General features: G+C 67.0%; 17 protein-coding genes. 16 read left to right on the top strand and 1 reads right to left on the bottom strand.

Going from position 1 to position 20,123, the window contains the following annotated elements; genetic code table 11:
- Window positions 1-354 precede the first annotated feature (354 nt).
- The 13 genes from ACCQ03_RS06930 to fliP all read left to right on the top strand — a co-directional run bounded on the left by ACCQ03_RS06930 (window position 355) and on the right by fliP (window position 14,701).
- Window positions 355-3,891: a glycosyltransferase gene (locus ACCQ03_RS06930; protein WP_209227038.1), complete on the top strand. Its 3,537-nt coding sequence runs from the start codon at window positions 355-357 to the stop codon at window positions 3,889-3,891.
- 635 nt (window positions 3,892-4,526) lie between these two features.
- On the top strand, window positions 4,527-4,898 hold the full coding sequence (gene fliE, locus ACCQ03_RS06925) for a flagellar hook-basal body complex protein FliE (protein ID WP_209227025.1): 372 nt from the start codon (window positions 4,527-4,529) through the stop codon (window positions 4,896-4,898).
- 13 nt (window positions 4,899-4,911) lie between these two features.
- The gene (fliF, locus tag ACCQ03_RS06920) at window positions 4,912-6,636 is read left to right on the top strand and encodes a flagellar basal-body MS-ring/collar protein FliF (RefSeq protein ID WP_057677820.1); all 1,725 of its coding nucleotides are present in this window, start codon (window positions 4,912-4,914) and stop codon (window positions 6,634-6,636) included.
- A gap of 10 nt (window positions 6,637-6,646) precedes the next feature.
- The gene (fliG, locus tag ACCQ03_RS06915) at window positions 6,647-7,636 is read left to right on the top strand and encodes a flagellar motor switch protein FliG (protein WP_017158030.1); all 990 of its coding nucleotides are present in this window, start codon (window positions 6,647-6,649) and stop codon (window positions 7,634-7,636) included.
- A complete protein-coding gene (locus tag ACCQ03_RS06910; protein ID WP_011347268.1) occupies window positions 7,633-8,253 on the top strand; it encodes a FliH/SctL family protein in 621 nt (206 codons plus the stop codon). The genes fliG and ACCQ03_RS06910 overlap by 4 nt, the downstream gene beginning before the upstream one ends.
- A complete protein-coding gene (locus ACCQ03_RS06905; protein WP_005918170.1) occupies window positions 8,250-9,626 on the top strand; it encodes a FliI/YscN family ATPase in 1,377 nt (458 codons plus the stop codon). The genes ACCQ03_RS06910 and ACCQ03_RS06905 overlap by 4 nt, the downstream gene beginning before the upstream one ends.
- Window positions 9,627-9,629: 3 nt before the next feature.
- The gene (gene fliJ / locus ACCQ03_RS06900; protein ID WP_005918178.1) at window positions 9,630-10,085 is read left to right on the top strand and encodes a flagellar export protein FliJ; all 456 of its coding nucleotides are present in this window, start codon (window positions 9,630-9,632) and stop codon (window positions 10,083-10,085) included.
- Window positions 10,082-11,374, top strand: coding sequence for a flagellar hook-length control protein FliK (locus ACCQ03_RS06895; protein WP_209227024.1), 1,293 nt, complete (start codon window positions 10,082-10,084; stop codon window positions 11,372-11,374). Before fliJ ends, ACCQ03_RS06895 begins: the two co-directional genes overlap by 4 nt.
- Before the next feature lie 165 nt (window positions 11,375-11,539).
- Window positions 11,540-12,091 carry a flagellar basal body-associated FliL family protein gene (locus tag ACCQ03_RS06890; protein ID WP_022559112.1) on the top strand — a complete coding sequence of 184 codons (552 nt, stop codon included), beginning with the start codon at window positions 11,540-11,542 and terminating at the stop codon, window positions 12,089-12,091.
- Window positions 12,092-12,101: 10 nt separating this feature from the next.
- A complete protein-coding gene (gene fliM / locus ACCQ03_RS06885; protein ID WP_039575621.1) occupies window positions 12,102-13,115 on the top strand; it encodes a flagellar motor switch protein FliM in 1,014 nt (337 codons plus the stop codon).
- Window positions 13,112-13,450: a flagellar motor switch protein FliN gene (gene fliN, locus ACCQ03_RS06880; RefSeq protein WP_007969679.1), complete on the top strand. Its 339-nt coding sequence runs from the start codon at window positions 13,112-13,114 to the stop codon at window positions 13,448-13,450. The genes fliM and fliN overlap by 4 nt, the downstream gene beginning before the upstream one ends.
- Window positions 13,447-13,854, top strand: coding sequence for a flagellar biosynthetic protein FliO (gene fliO, locus ACCQ03_RS06875; protein WP_039575627.1), 408 nt, complete (start codon window positions 13,447-13,449; stop codon window positions 13,852-13,854). The genes fliN and fliO overlap by 4 nt, the downstream gene beginning before the upstream one ends.
- 1 nt (window position 13,855) lies before the next feature.
- A complete protein-coding gene (fliP, locus tag ACCQ03_RS06870; protein ID WP_057677817.1) occupies window positions 13,856-14,701 on the top strand; it encodes a flagellar type III secretion system pore protein FliP in 846 nt (281 codons plus the stop codon).
- Window positions 14,702-15,297: 596 nt separating this feature from the next.
- Here fliP and ACCQ03_RS06865 read toward each other — a convergent pair.
- Entirely contained in the window at window positions 15,298-15,546 is a 249-nt protein-coding gene (locus ACCQ03_RS06865) for a hypothetical protein (protein ID WP_372359852.1), read from the bottom strand.
- A gap of 151 nt (window positions 15,547-15,697) precedes the next feature.
- On the opposite strand from ACCQ03_RS06865, the gene ACCQ03_RS06860 reads away from it, so the two are divergent.
- The 3 genes from ACCQ03_RS06860 to ACCQ03_RS06850 all read left to right on the top strand — a co-directional run bounded on the left by ACCQ03_RS06860 (window position 15,698) and on the right by ACCQ03_RS06850 (window position 19,926).
- A complete protein-coding gene (locus ACCQ03_RS06860; protein ID WP_005917968.1) occupies window positions 15,698-15,967 on the top strand; it encodes a flagellar biosynthetic protein FliQ in 270 nt (89 codons plus the stop codon).
- Between the two features lie 13 nt (window positions 15,968-15,980).
- Window positions 15,981-16,772 (top strand): flagellar biosynthetic protein FliR, encoded by a 792-nt coding sequence (gene fliR, locus ACCQ03_RS06855; protein WP_008572484.1) that lies wholly within the window; start codon window positions 15,981-15,983, stop codon window positions 16,770-16,772.
- Between the two features lie 202 nt (window positions 16,773-16,974).
- Complete coding sequence (locus ACCQ03_RS06850) at window positions 16,975-19,926, top strand: ligand-binding sensor domain-containing diguanylate cyclase (RefSeq protein ID WP_244664212.1); 2,952 nt, start codon at window positions 16,975-16,977, stop codon at window positions 19,924-19,926.
- Window positions 19,927-20,123: the final 197 nt, after the last annotated feature.

Below are 20,123 nucleotides of genomic sequence, written 5' to 3'. Positions count from 1 at the left end.
TTTTGAATCAACAATCCTTCCAGTGGCGGATATTGTCTTGACCTTGAACACTCCAGCAGCGGCTAGCGGCCTCGTCAAATTAGCATTGGGATCGATCGATTTTTGAGAGCCAGCCCTCATTTGAAGGTCGGCATCGGAGCGGCCACTCGCGCACCCGCGCATTTCAGGCTTGGCTGAAGTCGGCCCCTCACGCCAGACAACCGAAATAGGCATGTTCCAAGTGGAAGCTCGCGCTCGCGACGATGCCTGTATACGTTTGGTTGCCGCAGCCCCGACAATGCTATGAATCCCAGTTCCCCAACCCTCGAACACGGTCCGCCCTGCATGACTTCCGCCACCTTGGTCAGCATCGTCATGCCGACCTACAAGCCGCGCTTCTTTGGGCAGGCGCTGGACAGCGTGCTGGCGCAGACCTACCCGGCGCTGGAGCTGGTGATCTGCGACGACAACGGCGATGGCGCCATCGAAGCGCTGTTGGCGTCCAGGCTGGCCGACGCCCCCTCCCCGATCCGCTACCACCGCAACCCGACGCGGCTGGGCGAGCTGGGCAGCACGCTGAAGGGCATCGGGCTGGCGCAGGGCGAGTACGTCAAGTTTCTGCACGACGACGATGTACTGGAGCCCGATTGCATTGCGCAGTTGGTGGAAGCGATCGAACGTAATCCGGGCACGGCGATGGCTAGCTCGCGGCGTCGGCGCATCGACGACGATGGCGTGCCATTGCCGGACATCCTGGCCACCAGCTTCCCGTTTGCCGAGGATGTGCTGATCGATGGGCCGGAGCTGGTGTCGTTCCTGTCCGACCACGCCATCAACTTCATCGGCGAGCCCAGCTGCGTGCTGTGCCGGCGCGCCGACCTGGTGGCATTGGGCGACACGCTGATGATGTTGAACGGCAAGCCGATCCACTGGGTCGGCGATCTGGCGATCTACGTCAAGCTGCTACGCCACGGCAACCTGGCGTTTCTGGCCAGCCCACTCACGCACTTCCGTGTCTCCAGCGCGCAGTTCAGCCAGGCCGGCCGCGATCAGGTCGGGGTCGGCGATCAGGGCCATGAGGACTTGCGCCAAGGCATCCGCCAGCTCGGTTGGCGGCGCGAGCACGGCGACAACCGGCAGGTGCGCGTGGCGCCGCTCAGCCCGCACAAGGCGCGGGTGTTCAAGTCGGTGGATCTGGTCAATGCGTTGATGCAAAGCGCCGGCATGGCCGAGCGCGTGTCGCCGGCGACCTGGCTGGGCGTGCGCCATCCGAGCACGGTGCAACGCGCATTGATCCAGGCGCGCCTGCAGGCGCATGCGGGCGGGCCACGCATCGCGGTGCTGCTGATCGACCGCCATGGCGATGCCGCAGCTGTCGCTGCAACACGCGACAGCCTGGACGCGGTCGCGTGCTATCAACAGCATCAGACCTGGGTCATCAGCAGCACGCCGCAGCAGGTTGCCGCGCACGGCGAACGTGGCGTGCTGATCGACGCGCACGGCCTGGCAACAACGCTCAACCGGGTGATCGCCGCACAGGACGCCGTCGATTGGGTGCTGCTGGTCGAGGCCGGCAGCCTGTTCACTACCAGCGGCCTGATGATGCTGGCGCTGGAAATGCTGGCGTTACCCGACCACTGCCAGGCCGTCTATGCCGATGAAGTGATGGCGCTGGACAACGACCAGTTGGGGCTGGCGCTGCGGCCGGCGCTGTATCTGGACATGCTGTTGAGCGCACCGGCGACCCTTTCGCGGCACTGGGCGTTCCGTCACCGCACGCTGTTGGCCGATGGCGGCTTCCCCACCGGGCCCAGCGCGGCATTCGAACTGGATTACCAGCTCGGCCTGATCGAGCGTTACGGGTTGGCCTGCATCCGTCATCTCGCCGAACCGCTGTTGATGGCATCGGCCAGGCCGCAGCACGACGACGAAGACGAACGCCAGGCGATTGCGCGTCATCTTGCCGAACGCGGTTACGTGGACGCCGTGGTGCACAGTGCCGGTCCCGGCCGGCATGCGGTGGACTACCGCCATGCGCAGCAACCGCTGGTGAGCATTCTGGTGCTGGTCGATGGCCGGCTGCCGCAGGTACAGCGCTGCCTGGAAAGCATTCTTGCCAATACGAGCTACCCGCATTACGAGGTGTTGCTGCTGGATCGCGGCACCACCGAGCCGGATCTGCATGGCTGGCTGGGTGGCATCGAGACCCTGGGTATGCAGCAGATTCGCGTGCTGCGCTTTGCCGCCGAACCACCGCGTGAGGCGGTGTGCAATGCCGCGGTGGAGCACGCACGCGGGGAGATGGTGTTGTGGCTGGCTGCAGGCGCGGCGGTGATGAAGGCCGATTGGCTGGAGCAATTGCTCAACCACGCGCTGCGCCCGGAGGTCGGCGCGGTTTCGGGCAAGCTGCTGCGCGGCGATGGCACCGTGCATCACGCCGGCATGCTGCTCGGCCTGGGGGCACCTGCAGCGCGCGCGTTCGAAGGTGCGGCATTCGACGAATCGGGCTATCTGCAGCGCCTGCAACTGGACCAAAACTACAGCGCGTTGAGTGGCGAATGCCTGATGCTGCCGCGCCAGCTGTTTGTGGACGCCGGCGGCTTTGCGCAGGAGCCGGCGCTGGCGCAATGGGGCGATGTCGACCTTTGCCTGCGCCTGCAGCAGGCCGGCTACCTCAATGTCTACGCGGCACGTGCGCAGCTACTGATCGACCCGCTGGACGCGCCCGCCGCCGCGCTGGACGAAGAAGCGATGTATGCGCGGTGGCTGCCGGTGATGGCCAACGACCCGGCCTACAACCCGGGCTTCTCGCTGGACCCCGGCGCCGGCTTCCAGCTGGCCGACCCGCGCGCCAGTTGGCGGCCGTTGCAGTCGTGGCGGCCGTTGCAGTCGTGGCGTCCGCTGCCGAGCGTGATCGCGCTGCCGGCCGACATCGAAGGCTGCGGCCACTACCGGGTGATCCAGCCACTGCGCGCCTTGCGCGAGGCCGGAATGGCCGAAGGGGTGTTGTTCAACGGCTATCTGGAGATCAGCGAGCTGGCGCGCCAGGATCCCGACGTGGTGATCCTGCAACGCCAGGTCGGCGAAGCGCGGCTGGAGGCGATGCGGCGGATGAAGGCGTTGTCGCGCGCCTTCAAGGTCTACGAGCTGGACGACTACCTGCCCAATCTGCCACTGAAGAACGCCCACCGCGAGCATATGCCCAAGGACATCCTCAAGACCTTGCGGCGCGGGCTGGGCATGGTGGACCGCTTCGTGGTCTCCACCCCTGCCCTGGCCGAGGCGTTCGCAGGGCTGCACAGCGATATTCGCGTGGCCGAAAATCGCCTGCCGCCGCATTGGTGGGAACAGCTGCCCGTGCAGGCCGAACGCCAGGGTGGCAAGCCGCGGATCGGCTGGGCTGGCGGCGCCAGCCATACCGGCGACCTGGAGCTGATTGCCGATGTGGTGAAGGAGCTGGCTGACGAAGTGGAATGGGTGTTCTTGGGGATGTACCCGTTCGCGCTGCGCCAGCATATCCACCAGTTCCAGCCGGGCGTGCCGATCGACCAGTACCCGGCCGCGCTGGCGGCGCTGGACCTGGATCTGGCGCTGGCGCTGGCGCCGGTGGAGCAAAACCTGTTCAACGAATGCAAGAGCAATCTGCGGCTGTTGGAGTACGGCGCCTGTGGTTATCCAGTGATCGCCAGCGATGTACGTTGTTACCAGGGCAGCCTGCCGGTGACGCTGGTGAAGAACCGCTACCGCGACTGGATCGGCGCCATCCGCGAGCACCTGGCCGACCTGGGCGCAGCGCGCGCGCAAGGCGCAGCGCGCGCGCAAGGCGCAGCGTTGCGCGAGGCAGTGCGCCGCGACTGGATGTTGAGCGGTAGCAACCTGGACACCTGGCGAGCCGCGTGGTTGCCGGACTGATGCGGATGCGCTGCTTCAGCTGACCACCCACCGGGTTGCCCTCATCCGGCGCTGCGCGCCACCTTCTCCCGCAGGCGGGAGAAGGACAGTCTGGGTGCTTTGATCTGACGGTGGCACTGCAAACTGGCGGTCGCACTGCAATTGGCGGCCTTCTGGCTCCCTTCTCCCGCTTGCGGGGGAAGGTGCCCGAAGGGCGGATGGGGGCGCGCGCCAGTCCTTCGCCCGCGGGTTGCCATGCCTGCAGCGCGTGGCACCGACGGTCGTGCCCTTATCCGGCGCTGCGCGCCACCTTCTCCCGCAGGCGGGAGAAGGACAGCCTGGGTGCGTTTGATCTGGCGATTGCACTGCAAACTGGCGGTCGCACTGCAATTGGCGGCCTTCTGTTCCCTTCTCCCGCTTGCGGGGGAAGGTGCCCGAAGGGCGGATGGGCGCGCGCGCCAGTCCTTCGCCCGCGGGTTGCCATGCCTGCAGCGCATGGCACCGACGGTCGTGCCCTCATCCGGCGCTGCGCGCCACCTTCTCCCGTAGGCGGGAGAAGGACAGTCTGGGTGCTTTGATACAGCGCGCCGGAATCCCGGCGCCATTTCGGCACGCCGCTTGCTTTGGTGTCACTGCCTCCCTGGCTGACCGCACCCATGAGCGACTCCGTTACCTCCATCCTCTCGCAGATCCGCAGCTACCAGACGCAGATGGGCCAAGGCTCGATGGGCGCGGTGGGCGATGCGGCGCGTGGCAACCAGATCCAGGGGCTGGCCGGCACGCAGGGGACACCGGCGACCCAGGCACCGAGCTTCAGCGAGACCTTGCGCGGCGCCATCGGCGGCGTCAACGAGGCCCAGCAGAAAGCCGGCGCGCTGTCCAAGGCATTCGAAATGGGCGACGCCAATGCCGATCTGGCACGGGTCATGGTCGCCTCCCAGCAGTCCCAGGTGGCCTTCCGCGCCACCGTGGAAGTCCGCAACCGTCTCGTCCAGGCTTACCAGGACGTCATGAACATGCCGCTGTAAAGGTTGACGACACATGGCACTCGCGATCAGCAAAGAAAACATGAACCAGAACGCCGAAAAGGCGGGGCAATGGTTCGACCGTGTCCGCAGCCTGCAGATCACCCGCAAGCTGACCATGATGGCGATGATCGCCCTGGCGGTCGCAGCCGGTCTGGCAGTGTTCTTCTGGTCGCAGAAGCCCGGCTATCAATCGCTGTACACCGGCCTGGATGAAAAGGGCAATGCCGAAGCGGCCGACCTGCTGCGCACCGCGCAGATCCCCTACAAGATCGACCAGGGCACCGGCGCCATTTCGGTGCCGCAGGACCGTCTGTACGACGCCCGCCTCAAGCTGGCCGGCTCCGGCCTGACCGGCAAGGAAACCGGCGGCGGCTTCGAGCTGATGGAAAAGGACCCGGGCTTTGGCGTCAGCCAGTTCGTGGAAAGCGCCCGCTACCAGCACGCGCTGGAAACCGAACTCTCGCGCACCATCGGCACCCTGCGCCCGGTGCGCGAGGCGCGTGTGCACCTGGCCATTCCCAAGCCCAGCGCCTTCACCCGCCAGCGCGATGTGGCCAGCGCCTCGGTGGTGCTGGAACTGCGCGGCGGCCAGGGCCTGGAGCGCAACCAGGTCGATGCCATCGTCAATCTGGTGGCGTCCAGCATTCCGGACATGACCCCCGAACGCGTCACCGTGGTCGACCAGAGCGGGCGCATGCTCTCCATCGCCGACCCGAACAGCGACGCGGCGCAGCACGCCGCCCAGTTCGAACAGGTGCGCCGCCAGGAGAGCTCCTACAACCAGCGCATCCGCGAACTGCTCGAGCCGATGACCGGCCCGGGCCGGGTCAATCCGGAAACCAGCGTGGACATGGATTTCTCGGTGGTCGAAGAAGCCCGCGAGCTCTACAACGGCGAGCCGGCCAAGCTGCGCAGCGAGCAGGTCAGCGACACCAGCACCAGCGCCACCGGCCCGCAGGGCCCTCCGGGCGCCACCAGCAATAGCCCCGGCCAGCCGCCGGCACCGGCCGTGGCCGGCGCGCCGGGCACCCCGGCCGCCGCCAATGGTCAGGCCGCCGCACCGGCCACGCCGACCGAAAGTTCCAAGAGCGCCACTCGGAACTACGAATTGGACCGAACCTTGCAACACACCCGCCAGCCGGCCGGTCGCATCAAGCGCGTCTCGGTGGCGGTGCTGCTGGACAACGTCCCGCGCCCGGGCGCCAAGGGCAAGATGGTCGAACAGCCGCTCACCGCTGCCGAGCTCACCCGTATCGAAGGCCTGGTCAAGCAGGCAGTGGGTTTCGACGCGGCACGCGGCGACACGGTGTCGGTGATGAATGCCCCGTTCGTGCGCGAAGCGGTGGCGGGCGAGGAAGGCCCGAAGTGGTGGGAAGACCCGCGCGTGCAGAACGGTCTGCGCCTGCTGGTCGGTGCGGTGGTGGTGCTGGCGCTGCTGTTCGGCGTGGTGCGCCCCACCCTGCGTCAACTCACCGGCGTGACCGCGGTCAAGGACAAGCAAGGCAAGGCTGGCAAGGATGGCACTCCACAGAGCGCCGACGTGCGGATGGTCGAGGACGATGACGACCTGATGCCCCGCCTGGAAGAAGACACCGCGCAGATCGGTCAGGACAAGAAGACCCCGATCGCTCTGCCAGACGCCTACGAAGAGCGCATGCGCCTGGCGCGCGAGGCAGTCAAAGCCGATTCAAAACGTGTCGCACAAGTCGTGAAGGGATGGGTCGCCAGTGAAGCCTGATACACAACCGATGACCGGAGTACAGCGCGCCGCGGTGCTGTTGCTGTCGCTGGGCGAAAGCGACGCCGCCGAAGTGCTCAAGCACATGGACCCCAAGGAGGTGCAGAAGATCGGCATCGCCATGGCCACCATGACCGGCATCTCGCGCGACCAGGTCGAAAAGGTGATGGACGAGTTCAACGGCGAACTGGCGGGCAAGACTTCGCTGGGCGTGGGCGCCGACGACTACATCCGCAACGTGCTGATCCAGGCGCTGGGCGCCGACAAGGCCGGTGGGCTGATCGACCGCATCCTGCTGGGCCGCAACACCACCGGCCTGGATACGTTGAAGTGGATGGACCCGCGCGCGGTCGCCGACCTGGTGCGCAACGAACACCCGCAGATCATCGCCATCGTCATGGCGCATCTGGACAGCGACCAGGCCGCCGAGGCGCTGAAGCTGCTGCCCGAGCGCACCCGCGCCGACGTGCTGCTGCGCATCGCCACCCTGGACGGCATTCCGCCGAACGCGCTGAGCGAGCTCAACGACATCATGGAGCGTCAATTTGCCGGCAACCAGAACCTGAAGTCGTCCAACGTGGGCGGCATCAAGGTGGCGGCCAACATCCTCAACTTCCTGGACACCGGCTCCGACCAGGGCGTGCTGGGCGAGATCGGCAAGATCGATGCCGACCTGGCCGGCAAGATCCAGGACCTGATGTTCGTGTTCGACAACCTGGTGGACCTGGACGACCGCGGCCTGCAGACGCTGCTGCGCGAAGTCTCCGGCGAGCGACTGGGCCTGGCCCTGCGCGGCGCCGACGTCAAGGTGCGCGAAAAGATCACCCGCAACATGTCCCAGCGCGCGGCCGAAATCCTGCTCGAGGACATGGAAGCGCGCGGCCCGGTGCGCCTTGCCGACGTGGAAGCGGCGCAGAAGGAAATCCTCACCATCGTCCGCCGCCTGGCTGACGAAGGCGCCATCAGCCTGGGCGGCGCCGGTGCGGAGGCCATGGTATGAACGAGGTGGTCACCCGCTGGCTGGCCCCGGACCTGCAGCTTGTCCCGGCCCTGCCCGAACCGGACTACGAAGAACCGGCCATGCTCGAGCCGGTGCTGCGCCCGCCGACCCTGGAAGAGATCCAGGCCATCGAAGACGCTGCCCAGCACGAAGGTTTCGCGCGCGGGCATGCCGAAGGCTTCGCCCAGGGCCAGTCGGAAGTGCGTCGGCTCACCGCGCAGATCGACGGCATCCTGGACAACTTCACCCGCCCGCTGGCGCGGCTGGAAAACGAAGTGGTCGGTGCGCTCGGCGAATTGGCCGTGCGCATCGCCGGCCAGCTGGTCGGCCGTGCCTACCAGGCCGACCCGCAGCTGCTGGCCGACCTGGTCGGCGAGGCGGTCGATGCGGTGGGCGGCGCCGGCCGCGAAGTCGAAGTGCGCCTGCATCCGGACGACATCACCGCGCTGCTGCCGCATCTGGCGCCCAGCAGTACCACCCGCGTGGCCCCGGACATGAGCCTGAGCCGCGGCGACCTGCGTGTGCACGCCGAAAGCGTGCGCATCGACGGCACCCTGGACGCGCGCCTGCGGGCTGCGCTGGAGACGGTCATGCGCAAATCCGGAGCGGGCCTGTGAGCGCCCTGTTCGGTGCCACCCCGGCCGATTGGCTGGATGCACGCAATCTGCGCCTGGCTACCCGCCTGGGCACGCTGGGTCTGGAACCCACCGCCGGCCGCACCCTGATCCGCGAAGGCATCCTGCGCCGCGCGGTCGGCCTGACCCTGGAAGCCACCGGCTGCGAAGCGCCAATGGGCGCGACCTGCAAGGTCGAGGTCGATGGCGGCTGGGTCGACGCCGAAGTGGTCGGCTTCGCCGGCGAACGCACCTACCTGATGCCCAGCGCCGAACTGCATGGCCTGTTGCCGAATGCGCGGGTGGTGCCTTCGCGGCGCCGCGGCGGCGTGGAAGTGGGCGAAGGCCTGCTCGGCCGCGTCATCGACAGCGACGGCACCCCGCTGGACGGCAAGGGCCCGATCCGCGCCGAAGGCAGCATCGGCATGGCCGGCGTGTCGATCAACCCGCTGGCGCGCGAACCCATCACCACCTCGCTGGACGTCGGCGTGCGCGCCATCAACGCCATGCTGCCGATCGGCCGCGGCCAGCGCGTGGGCCTGTTCGCAGGCTCCGGCGTCGGCAAGTCGACCCTGCTGGGCATGATGACCCGCTTCACCTCGGCCGACGTCATCGTGGTCGGGCTGATCGGCGAACGTGGCCGCGAAGTGCGCGATTTCGTCGAAACCACCCTGGGCGAAGAAGGCCTGCGCCGCGCCGTGGTGGTGGCCGCACCGGCCGACCGCCCGCCGCTGGCACGCCTGCATGGCGCCTACCGCGCCACCGCCATTGCCGAATGGTTCCGCGACCAGGGCTTGAACGTATTGCTGCTGATGGACTCGCTGACCCGCTTTGCGCAGGCGCAGCGCGAGATCGGCCTGTCGGTCGGCGAGCCGCCGACCACCCGCGGCTACCCGCCGTCGGTGTTCGCCAAATTGCCGGCGCTGGTGGAGCGTGCCGGCAACGGCGCCAAGGGCCGCGGCTCGATCACCGCCTTCTACACCGTGCTGACCGAAGGCGACGACCCGCAGGACCCGATTGCCGACGCCGCCCGCGCCATCCTGGACGGCCACATCCTGCTCTCGCGCCGGGTCGCCGACAGCGGCCTGTATCCGGCCATCGACCTGGAATCCTCGGTCAGCCGCGTGGTACAGGACATCGCCGACGACACCTGGCGCCTGCGCATCCGCAAGCTCAAGCGGCTGCTGTCGGCCTACACCGCCAACCGCGACCTGATCGCCATCGGCGCCTACCAGCGCGGCAGCGACCCGGCCACCGACGAGGCGCTGGCACGCTGGCCGGAAATCGTCGAATTCCTCGGCCAGGACGTGCACAAGGCCTCGCTGCTGAGCGACAGCCTGTCCGCCCTGCAACAACTGGTCGAACCCGAGAACTAATCCATGATGCAGTCCAAACGGATCGACCCACTGCTGCGCCGCGCGCAGGAACAGGAAGACAAGGTCGCCCGCGACCTGGCCGAGCGCCAGCGCGTCCTGGAGACCCACCAGTCGCGCCTGGAAGAATTGCGCCGCTACGCCGAGGAATACGCCAACAGCCAGATGGCCGGCACTAGCGCCGTGGCGCTGAGCAACCGCCGCGCCTTCCTGGACCGCCTGGACAGCGCCGTGCTGCAGCAGGCGCAGACCGTGCAAAGCAATATCGCCAAGGTCGAAGCCGAGCGCACCCGCCTGCTGCTGGCCAGCCGCGAGAAGCAGGTGCTGGAGCAATTGGCCGCCAGCTACCGTGCCCAGGAAAACAAAGTGATCGAACGCCGCGACCAGCGGGAGATGGACGACCTCGGCGCCCGTCGTTCGCGCCTGGCCCGCAGCCAAGACACCCACGGAGAATCCGCATGAATCCCTTGTCCGCCTTCGCCGCCGGCCTTGGTGCGCTTGCCGGCACCGGCAAGAAATCCAGCTACAGCGACCCGTCGTCCGAACCGGACGCAGGCCAGGACCAGTTTGCGCGCATGCTCAATCCGGCCAACACGCCGAACCAGGCCCCGCCGCAGGCACCCGAGCGCGTGCCTGCCAAGCAGTCCGCACCCAAGCCCAATCAGTCCGACAGGAACCGCAGCGACGAGGACACCCGCGACGATGCGGCCGGCGATGCCACTGCACGGCCGCGGGCGCAGGACGGCGATGCCAAGCAGGCCAAGCCAAGTACCGCCAAGGACGCGGCAACTACCGATAAGAGCACGGCGGGCACTGCCACCAAGACGGGCAAGCCCGCCAAGGCTGCCGCTACCAGCGAAGACGCGCCCGCAGAGACAGCCGCCGCGACCGATGCCGGCTGGCCGCCGGCCGGGCTGGGTGGCTTCGGCATGGGCCTGCTGGCGCAGGCGCTGCCGGGTGGCGATGTGCTGGCGGCTGCAGCGGCGGCACTGACGGCCAGCATGGCCGGTGCCAACGGCGCTACCGCGACCGCCACCGCAGTGCCCACCGATGCAACCGCAGCCGCCGCCATTGCAAACGCTGGCACCACCCTGCCCGCGCTGGGAGCGCTGATGCCGGCCGCCGTTGCGGGCGCCAAGCCGACTTCGACCACCGCCGTGAGCGGCGACGCGCAGACCGCCGCATTGATGAGCATGGCCGCCAAGGCGCTGGAACCGGCCGCCGACGACAGCGCCGCCCCGGCAGCGCCGGACGCCCCGGCATTCGTACTGCCGACCGCCACCGCACCGGCGCCGACCCGTCTGCAGGATGCGGCGCCGATCTTCAGCGCCTCGCCAACGCCCACCCCGGACCTGGGCAGCGACAATTTCGACGACGCCATCGGCGCGCGCATGAGCTGGCTGGCGGACCAGAAGATCGGCCATGCCCACATCAAGGTGACCCCGAACGAGATGGGTCCGGTCGAGGTGCGCCTGCATCTGGAGGGCGACAAGGTCAATGCCAGCTTCACCGCCGCCAATGCCGACACCCGCCAGGCGCTGGAACAGAGCCTGCCGCGGCTGCGCGAAATGCTCGGCCAGAACGGCTTCCAGCTTGGCCAGGCCGATGTCGGTCAGCAACAGCAGCATTCGGCGGGCAATCGCAATGGCGGCAACGACAGCGGCAACGGCCTGACCCTGGACGACGCCCCGCCCGTCGGAATTCCGTCGGTGGTGTTACGCCAGCGTGGATTGCTGGACGCCTACGCCTGATGCGACGTGACGGGCACGCCCCGGCGCCGCTGATCCGCGCGCCCGGCCGGTAGCCGATGACGCCCCTCCACCCCCGCAGCGCAAGGGCTGTGGGGGCTTTTTGGTTTCCACATGGCATGCGCCAGGAAACCGACGCGGTTTTGGCATGCCAGTTGCATCGACAGGGTGAGCATTCCCCTGGAGCAGACTGTGGCAGCGGCTGAAAAACCCAAGAAGACCGACGATAAAGACGACAAGGGCGAGAAGAAGAAGGGCGGCAAGAAGCCCATCCTGCTCATCGCCATCGGTGTGGTGGTATTGGCAGCCGCTGGCGGCGGCGCCTGGTTCTTCCTGGGCCACAAGGGCGAGGAAAAAGGCGGCAAGCACGACGCCCCCAAGGTGGCCGAGGTGCCCAAGCCGGCGCAGTACTTCCCGATGGACCCGGCCATCGTGGTCAACCTGGCCGACCCCGGCGATGGCCCGCAGTACCTGCAGGTCGAAGTGCAGCTGGTCACCCGCGACCCCGAAGAGCTCAAGCTCATCACCGAGAACGCGCCGGCCATCCGCGCGCACCTGCTGATGCTGCTGTCGCAGGTCAAGGCCACCGACGTGGCCGACCTGGCCGGCAAGCAGAAGCTGCAGAAGTCCGCCCTGGCCGAAGCGCAGAAGGTCATGACCAGCGAGACCGGCAAGAAGTGCGTCGAAGAATTGCTGTTCACCAGTTTCGTGACCCAGTAAGGCCTGCCCGATGAGCGTCAGTGATCTGCTTTCCCAAGACGAGATCGATGCCCTGCTGCATGGCGTGGATTCGGGCGCGGTCAACACCGAGCCGGAGCCGCTGCCCGGCGAGGCGCGCCAATACGATCTGTCCAGCCAGGACCGCATCATCCGTGGGCGCATGCCGACCCTGGAGATGGTCAACGAACGCTTCGCGCGGCTGTGGCGGATCGGCCTGTTCAACCTGATCCGGCGCTCGGCCGACCTGTCGGTGCGCGGCATCGACCTGGTCAAGTTCAACGAGTACATGCACTCGCTGTATGTGCCGACCAACCTCAACCTGATCCGTTTCAAGCCGCTGCGCGGCACCGGCCTGATCGTGTTCGAACCGACCCTGGTGTTCACCGTGGTGGACAACTTCTTCGGTGGCGACGGCCGCTTCCACACCCGCATCGAAGGCCGCGAATTCACCGCCACCGAGATGCGCGTGATCCAGCTGATGCTCAAGCAGACCTTCGCCGACCTGAAGGAAGCCTGGGCGCCGGTGATGGACGTGGACTTCGAGTACATCAACTCGGAGATCAACCCGCACTTCGCCAACATCGTCACCCCGCGCGAGTACGTGGTGGTGTGCCGGTTCCATGTGGAGCTGGAAGGCGGCGGCGGCGAGATCCACATCACCCTGCCGTATTCGATGCTGGAGCCGATCCGCGAACTGCTCGATGCCGGCATCCAGAGCGACCGCAACGACCGCGACGACTCCTGGAACGTGATGCTGCGCGAGCAGCTGGATACCGCCGAGGTGACCCTGTCCAGCGTGCTGGCCAGCAAGCGCATGAGCCTGCGCCAGCTCACCGGCTTGAAGGTCGGCGACATCCTGCCGATCGACCTGCCCGCCCAGGTGCCGCTGTGCGTGGAAGACATCCCGTTATTCACCGGCGAATTCGGCGTTTCCAATGGCAACAACGCCGTCAAGATCACCGCCGTACGCCCGCCCGGCGTGCAAGCCCCACGCGCCGTTCCCTCCCAGGACTCCAGCACATGATCAACTCCGACATCCTCGACGCCTCGCCTGCCACCTTCGACAGCCTGCAGGCCGAGCAGGACCAGAACGCTGCCGACCTCAACCTGGACGTGATCCTGGACGTACCGGTGACCCTGTCGCTGGAAGTGGGCCGCGCCCGCATTCCGATCCGTAACCTGCTGCAGCTCAACCAGGGCTCGGTGGTGGAACTGGAACGCGGCGCCGGCGAACCGCTGGACGTCTACGTCAACGGCACCCTGATCGCGCACGGCGAAGTGGTGGTCATCAACGACCGCTTCGGCATTCGCCTGACCGACGTGGTCAGCCCCAGCGAACGGATCCGGAGGCTGCGGTGATCGGCCTGCTGGCCGCTGCGGCGCCGGTCGCGGCCAAGGCGACCCAGGTCGGCGCGCAAGCGCCTTCCTCGCCCAGCCTGTTTGGCGCAGTCTTTGCATTGCTGTTGGTGCTCGCGCTGATCGTCGGCCTGGGCTGGTTGCTCAAGCGCATGCCCGGCAGCGGATTCCGCAGCACCGAGGGCCTGCGTGTGGTGACCAGCCTGGCAGTCGGTGCCAAGGAACGTGTGGTGGTGGTGGAGGTGAACGGCCAGCAGTTGTTGCTGGGCGTCACCGCCGGCGGCATCAGCACCCTGCACACCCTGCCCGAACCGCTGCCGCCCGCGCCCGCACCAACCCTGCCTACGTTCAAGCAACTTCCCAATTTCGCCCAGCTGCTCGCCCAGAAGCTGCGCAAGGACCCGTGACATGTTGAGCCGTTGGAATCGTTGGGGGCGCAGTGTGCGCCTGGTGCTGATCCTGCTGGTGATGAGTTGCCCGCTACTGGCCGCGGCCACCCCGGCCGCGCTGCCGTCGATGGCGCAGGCCGCGGCACCGGCGGCGGCCCCTGCCGCGGTACCGGCCGGTTCCAACCAGTTGCCGTCGCTGCCAAACGTGAGCGTGGGCCGCATCGGCGACCAGCCGGTGAGCCTGCCGTTGCAGACCTTGCTGCTGATGACGGCGATCACCTTGCTGCCGTCGATGCTGCTGGTGCTGACCGCCTTCACCCGCATCACCATCGTGCTGGGCCTGCTGCGCCAGGCGCTGGGGACAGGCCAGACCCCGTCCAACCAGGTGCTGCTGGGCCTGGCGATGTTCCTGACCGCGCTGGTGATGATGCCGGTGTGGCAAAAGATGTGGGGCGCCGGCTTGCAGCCCTACCTCAATAACCAGATCGATTTTTCCACCGCCTGGACGCTGACCACGCAGCCGCTGCGCGCCTTCATGCTGGCGCAGATCCGCGAGACCGACCTGATGACCTTCGCCGGCATGGCCGGCGACAGCAAGTACGCCGGCCCGGACGCGGTACCGTTCCCGGTGCTGGTGGCCTCGTTCGTGACCAGCGAGCTGAAGACCGCGTTCGAAATCGGCTTTCTGATCTTCATCCCGTTCGTGATCATCGACCTGGTGGTGGCCAGCGTGCTGATGTCGATGGGCATGATGATGCTGTCGCCGATGCTGATCTCGGCACCGTTCAAGATTTTGCTGTTCATCCTGGTGGATGGGTGGGTGCTGGTGGTGGGGACGCTGGCTGCCAGCTTCAATGCGTCGTAGGTGTGGGCGCGCGTTGCGCGCGGTAGCGCTTGCCGGCAAGTGGAGTGTGTTTTGTTGAAGCCGCCACACAGCACAGCTTTAGTGCTCAAGCGCTTGCAGCCCCGTGCTTGGTTCTTGCTTCTAGGTTCTTGCTTCTAGGTTCTTGCTTCTCCGGGGCCCCATACCGCAGCGGCAGGCCATCCGGGTCAAACCCCGCAGGGGCGGCGCGCATGGATGCGCGACGTTTTTCAAAGGGACATGGACGTCCCTTTGAAAAATTCCCGGATGGCATGCGGACCTGGAGCGCGTAGCGCGGAAGGCGCGAGGACGGGGTGTGCTTTCTTTTGGTTACTTTTCTTTGCACAAGCAAAGAAAAGTGACTCGCGCCCGCAGGGCGTGAAAGCCCCTTACTTGACGTTGCGCTCCATAAAAAACGAAGACATAAGCTTCAACACAAGCAAGTGCAGAGCTTTCGTCTCCCTTCGGGGGGCGAGTCACTTTCTTTGCTTGTGCAAAGAAAGTAACCAAAGAAACACACCCCGTCCTCGCGCCTTCCGCGCTGCGCGCTCCAGGTCCGCAATCCAGGTAGAAATTTTTGTAAGGGACATCCATGTCCCTTACAAAAACGTCGCGCATCCATGCGCGCCGCCCTGCGGGTTGTATCTACCTGGATTGCCGCTGCGGTATGGGGGCTCGAAAAGCCGACAGCAAACCAACAGCAAACCAAAGCTAGAGCACAGCGACAGCGACAGCGACAGCGACAGCGACAGCGACAGCGACAGCGACAGCGACAGCGACAGCGACAGCGACAGCGACAGCGACAGCGACAGCGACAGCGACAGCGACAGCGACAGCGACAGCGACACGCTAACAGCAAGGCAAGGCAAGGCACGGCACGGCCAATCGCAAGAATGAAACCGACCTCCTCCCCACCAAACCGCCAGCCAGGCCGCAAATCCCGACTCCCCAATTCCCAATCCCCGCCCCTTTGGCACCCCACTTGCATCAGCACCTCCCATGAGCCCTGAAATCGCCCTGACTGAATTGCGTGGTGGCCTGGTCACCGTCCTGTGGATCGCCGGGCCGATGTTGCTGGCCGTGCTGGTGGTCGGCGTGGTGATTGGCGTGGTGCAAGCCGCCACCCAGTTGAACGAACCGACCATCGCCTTCGTGGCCAAGGCGGTCGCGCTGACGGCCACGCTGTTTGCCACCGGCAGCATGCTGCTGGGGCATCTGGTGGAGTTCACCATTGCGCTGTTCCAGCGCATTCCGCATCTGATCGGCTAGCGGGCCGGACCGGATGGATTCCGCCACCCAGATGGTGATCGATGGCCAGCGCGCGTTCGCGATGGTCGGGGCGATCATGTGGACCATGTTGCGCACCGGTGCGTTGCTGACCGCCATGCCGTTGATCGGCACGCGGGCGGTGCCCGGACGGGTGCGGGTGATGCTGGCCGGGACGCTGGCGATGGTGTTGGCACCGATCCTGCCGCCGGTGCCGGAGTGGGACGGCTTTACCGCCCAGGCAGTGCTGAGCATTGCGCGCGAACTGGCAGTCGGGGCCAGCATGGGCTTCATGCTGAAGCTCATTTTCGAAGCCGGCGCATTGGCCGGCGAACTGGTCTCGCAGTCCACCGGCCTGTCGTTCGCGCAGATGTCCGACCCGATGCGCGGCGTGACCTCGGGGGTGATCGCCCAGTGGTTCTATCTCGGCTTCGGGCTGCTGTTCTTTGCGGCCAACGGGCATCTGGCGGTGATCGCATTGCTGGTGGACAGCTACAAGGCGTTGCCGATCGGGACCGCGTTGCCCGATGCCGGCGCATTCGCCGAAGTGGCGCCCACCCTGTTCCTGCAGATCCTGCGCGGCGGGCTGACCCTGGCCTTGCCGATGATGGTGGCGATGCTGGCGGTCAACCTGGCTTTCGGCGCGCTGGCCAAGGCGGCCCCGGCATTGAATCCCATGCAACTGGGCCTGCCGCTGACGGTGCTGCTGGGGCTGTTCCTGCTGTCGAGTTTCGCCAGCGAATTCGCCCCGCCGGTGCAACGCATGTTCGATACCGCCTTCGATGCCGCCAGGGAGCTGACGGCCTGATCCACACTAGACAACCGCCGACCACAGCAAGCAAGGCAGGTGGCCGGCTCACCCGCGCCGACGCCGCTTCGACGTGGCGGCCCCATCCCCGCACCCTGCCAAACCGTGACACGCCTCAAGTTTCTGGCCGCGCAGCCGTCAACGCCCCTACACGATTGACGCTGCGTACCGTCGTCCAACACTGACCCACCCACGGGAATCGATGCTTACTGTGCCTGCGCTGTTGGCCCCGATGCGATTGCAACGCGCTCGCCTGCGTGCAACGGCGTGGCTGTTGCTGGCAGCGGTGCTGGCCTGCGGCCCAAGTTGGGCGCAAACCTACAGCTTCCGCGATTACGCCCAGGCCGATGGCCTGCAGGGCATGACCGTCAACAGCCTGCTCGAAGACCGCCAGGGCGTGGTCTGGGTCGGCACCGAGCTGGCGCTGCACCGTTTCGAACGCGAACGCTTCACCCCGGTCGGCAAGGAGAGCGGGCTGGATGCGCGCTATATCCGCGCGCTCGGGCTGGATGCGGCCGGCCGTCTGTGGGTATCCAGCGCCAATGGCCTGTTCGTGCGCGAGGGCAACGACTTCGTGCAGGTGCTGCGCGATGGCAAACCGATCCGCGCCGACAGCGGCAATGTCGTTGCCGCCTACGCCGATGGCGTGGTGGTAGTCAGCGAAAACAGCCTGCTAAGGGTGTCGCCCGGTGCCGCCGGCGGCTGGTCGGTCCACCCCCTGCCCTTGCAGCTGGACGATGGACGCCTCTTGCCGGCCGGCAGGGCCTTGCTGGCCGATGGAACCGCGTTATGGGCCAGTTGCGGCCAGCACGTCTGCCGGATCGATGCCGGCGGCAAGATCACCCTGCTGTCCGAGGACGATGGCGTGCCCGAACGGCAATGGCGCGCGATCTTTCGCGATCACCTGGGCACCTTGTGGTTGCGTGGGGGCGGGCTGGTGCTCTCACGCGCCGCCGGCGAGCGCGTGTTCCGCAATCGTCCGGCGCCGGCGGGCACCCGATTCAACACCCTCTCCGGTGCCACCACGCTGTCGGAAGATGCGCAAGGCCGCCTGCTGACGCGCTCGGACCGCGGCCTGGTGCGCTGGGAAGGTGACCACTGGCGCTACTTCGGCCAAAGCCAGGGGCTGCAGATCAGCCCCATGGTCGGCCCGTTGATGATGCAGAGCATCGGCCACCTGTGGATCGGCACGCGCGGCCTGGGTGTGCAGCGCTGGCTGGGCTACGGCACCATCGAACACTGGGACGAAAGCCAGGGGCTGGCCGAAGCGCCGACCTGGGTCAGCCAGCGACTGCCCAGCGGTGAGCTGTTGGTCGGTGGCGATGCGGGATCCAATGTGCTCGATCCGCGGAGCGGGCGCATGCAGCCGTGGACGCTGGAGAACGGCCAACCCCTGCTGCAGTCCATTTCCATTGCACTGTCGCCGGACGATGGTGCGGCCTGGGTGGCGCGTTCGTCCGGGGCCGTGGCGCGGCGCGACCCGCGCAGCGGCAAGACCACCGATGTGCTGCAGCTCGACCTGCCGATCAACCGGCTGATGTTCGACACGGCCGGCACCTTGTGGATCACCACCCCGCGTGGGCTGTACCGCGTAAGGCGCGGCACCCCGCTGCGAGCCGAGCGCGAAATGGCGCTGCCGGCTGCCTTCGTGGGCGATGTCGACCTGGATCCGCAGGGACGGCTGTGGGCCAGCACGCGCGAAGGCCTGTTCCTGCAGTCAAAAGACGGCCACTGGCAGCGGGTGCAGGTGCGCGGCGACCTGCCTAGCCAGGATTTCTTCCTGCTCGATTTCAGCGCCGATGGCGAGGTCTGGCTGTCGCTGCGCGACACCGGGCTGTGGCATGGCCGGCTGCAGGCCGACGGCGTGCTGACGCTTGCCGCGGTGGACGACCCGCTGGTGGCACGGGTGATGCCCTTCATCCTGCGCCACGACAGCAAGGGCCGGCTGTGGCTGGGCAGCAGCCAGGGCCTGGATGTGTACCAGAACGGTCGTTGGTCGCGGGCCACGCGCACCGAAGGGCTGTTGTGGGACGACATGTCGGCCAATGCGTTTTTCGAAGATACCGATGGCAGCGTCTGGCTCGGCAGCAGCCGTGGCCTGACCCACCTGCTGGATCCGATGCGCCTGTTCGCCGCACCGCCGCTGCGGGTGGCTATCTTGCATGTGCGCCGCGGCGACCAGCCGCTGTTGCCGCAAGCCCGGGTGGCGTGGTCGCAGGTGCCGCTGGATGTGGACATCAGCACCCCGGGAGCGGAGGGTGGCCCGGACCGCGTCAGCTTCCGTTACCGGGTCGAAGGCCATCAGGCCAGCTGGACCAGCACCTCGCTCAGCCACCTGACCTACCCGCTGCTGCCGCCAGGCAGTTACACGCTGGAAGTGCAGGCACTGGATGCCTACCAGCGCAGCAGCAGCCCGATCACCCGCTTCGGATTCGAGCTGGTGCCACCGTGGTGGCGGGGCGTTCCGGCCATGGTCGGGTACGTGCTGCTGAGCATCGCGGCAGTGATCGCGCTGCTGCGTTGGCGCACCGCCAAACTGCTGCGACGCAAGCGTGAACTGGAGCAGCTGGTGGCCAAGCGCACCGCCGAGCTGGAACAGGACAAGCGCGACCTGGAAGCGGCGCGCGCCGAACTCTCGCTCAAGGCCACCCACGACGAACTCACCGGCTTGCTCAATCGCGCCGGCATCCTGGCCGCGTTGCGCGAGATGCTGCTGCATGCCGAACAGACCGGGCGTCCGCTGGCGGTGGTGCTGATCGATCTGGACCACTTCAAACTGGTAAACGACCAGCACGGCCATCTGGCCGGCGACGCCGTCCTGGCCGGGGTCGGCCGCCGCATGGACACGCTGATGCGCGGCGACGACCGCATCGGCCGTTACGGCGGCGAAGAATTGCTGGCGCTGCTGCCAGGCCTGAACCTGGATGCCACCCATCGGCTGGACGCCCTGCACCGCGGCATCTGCGGCGACTACCCCATCGATGGCGGCTGGCTGCATGTCACCTGTTCGGTCGGCGTGGCCTGGTTCCAGCGTGGCGAGACGCTCGAGCAATTGCTGGCACGCGCCGACGCAGCGCTGTACAGGGCCAAGCGCAGTGGCCGCAATCGTGTCGATTACGACCACGTGCCGCTGGATACGTTCGATCAGGTGTGACCGCAGCGCCGGCGAGCTTGCTGCGCGTTGCACCGTTCGACCCGCACACTGAAGGCGCACATGCGCCGACAATCGATTGCGGCGCCTGGTCAAGCGCTCGCCTGCGCCGGCCAACTACCGCGCTGTGGAAAGTTCGGCAGCGATGACAGGTGCATCGCGCTTGCGCAAGCGTGTGACCGGTGCCCTACAACGCGCCC

The organism is Xanthomonas sp. NCPPB 3569, assembly GCF_041475645.2.
In the GTDB taxonomy this organism is placed as follows: domain Bacteria; phylum Pseudomonadota; class Gammaproteobacteria; order Xanthomonadales; family Xanthomonadaceae; genus Xanthomonas; species Xanthomonas phaseoli.
The sequence above is the reverse complement of the archived record's forward strand: the minus strand, read 5'-3'. Positions and strand labels throughout refer to the sequence as shown.

Excerpts from the sequence above, each read along its gene's own strand:
- ACCQ03_RS06930 (WP_209227038.1), top strand. The coding sequence starts at position 355 with ATGCCGACCTACAAGCCGCGCTTCTTTGGGCAGGCGCTGGACAGCGTG.
- fliE (WP_209227025.1), top strand. The coding sequence starts at position 4,527 with ATGAGCGACTCCGTTACCTCCATCCTCTCGCAGATCCGCAGCTACCAG.
- fliF (WP_057677820.1), top strand. The coding sequence starts at position 4,912 with ATGGCACTCGCGATCAGCAAAGAAAACATGAACCAGAACGCCGAAAAG.
- fliG (WP_017158030.1), top strand. The coding sequence starts at position 6,647 with ATGACCGGAGTACAGCGCGCCGCGGTGCTGTTGCTGTCGCTGGGCGAA.
- ACCQ03_RS06910 (WP_011347268.1), top strand. The coding sequence starts at position 7,633 with ATGAACGAGGTGGTCACCCGCTGGCTGGCCCCGGACCTGCAGCTTGTC.
- fliJ (WP_005918178.1), top strand. The coding sequence starts at position 9,630 with ATGATGCAGTCCAAACGGATCGACCCACTGCTGCGCCGCGCGCAGGAA.
- ACCQ03_RS06895 (WP_209227024.1), top strand. The coding sequence starts at position 10,082 with ATGAATCCCTTGTCCGCCTTCGCCGCCGGCCTTGGTGCGCTTGCCGGC.
- fliM (WP_039575621.1), top strand. The coding sequence starts at position 12,102 with ATGAGCGTCAGTGATCTGCTTTCCCAAGACGAGATCGATGCCCTGCTG.
- fliN (WP_007969679.1), top strand. The coding sequence starts at position 13,112 with ATGATCAACTCCGACATCCTCGACGCCTCGCCTGCCACCTTCGACAGC.
- fliP (WP_057677817.1), top strand. The coding sequence starts at position 13,856 with ATGTTGAGCCGTTGGAATCGTTGGGGGCGCAGTGTGCGCCTGGTGCTG.
- ACCQ03_RS06860 (WP_005917968.1), top strand. The coding sequence starts at position 15,698 with ATGAGCCCTGAAATCGCCCTGACTGAATTGCGTGGTGGCCTGGTCACC.
- fliR (WP_008572484.1), top strand. The coding sequence starts at position 15,981 with ATGGATTCCGCCACCCAGATGGTGATCGATGGCCAGCGCGCGTTCGCG.
- ACCQ03_RS06850 (WP_244664212.1), top strand. The coding sequence starts at position 16,975 with ATGCTTACTGTGCCTGCGCTGTTGGCCCCGATGCGATTGCAACGCGCT.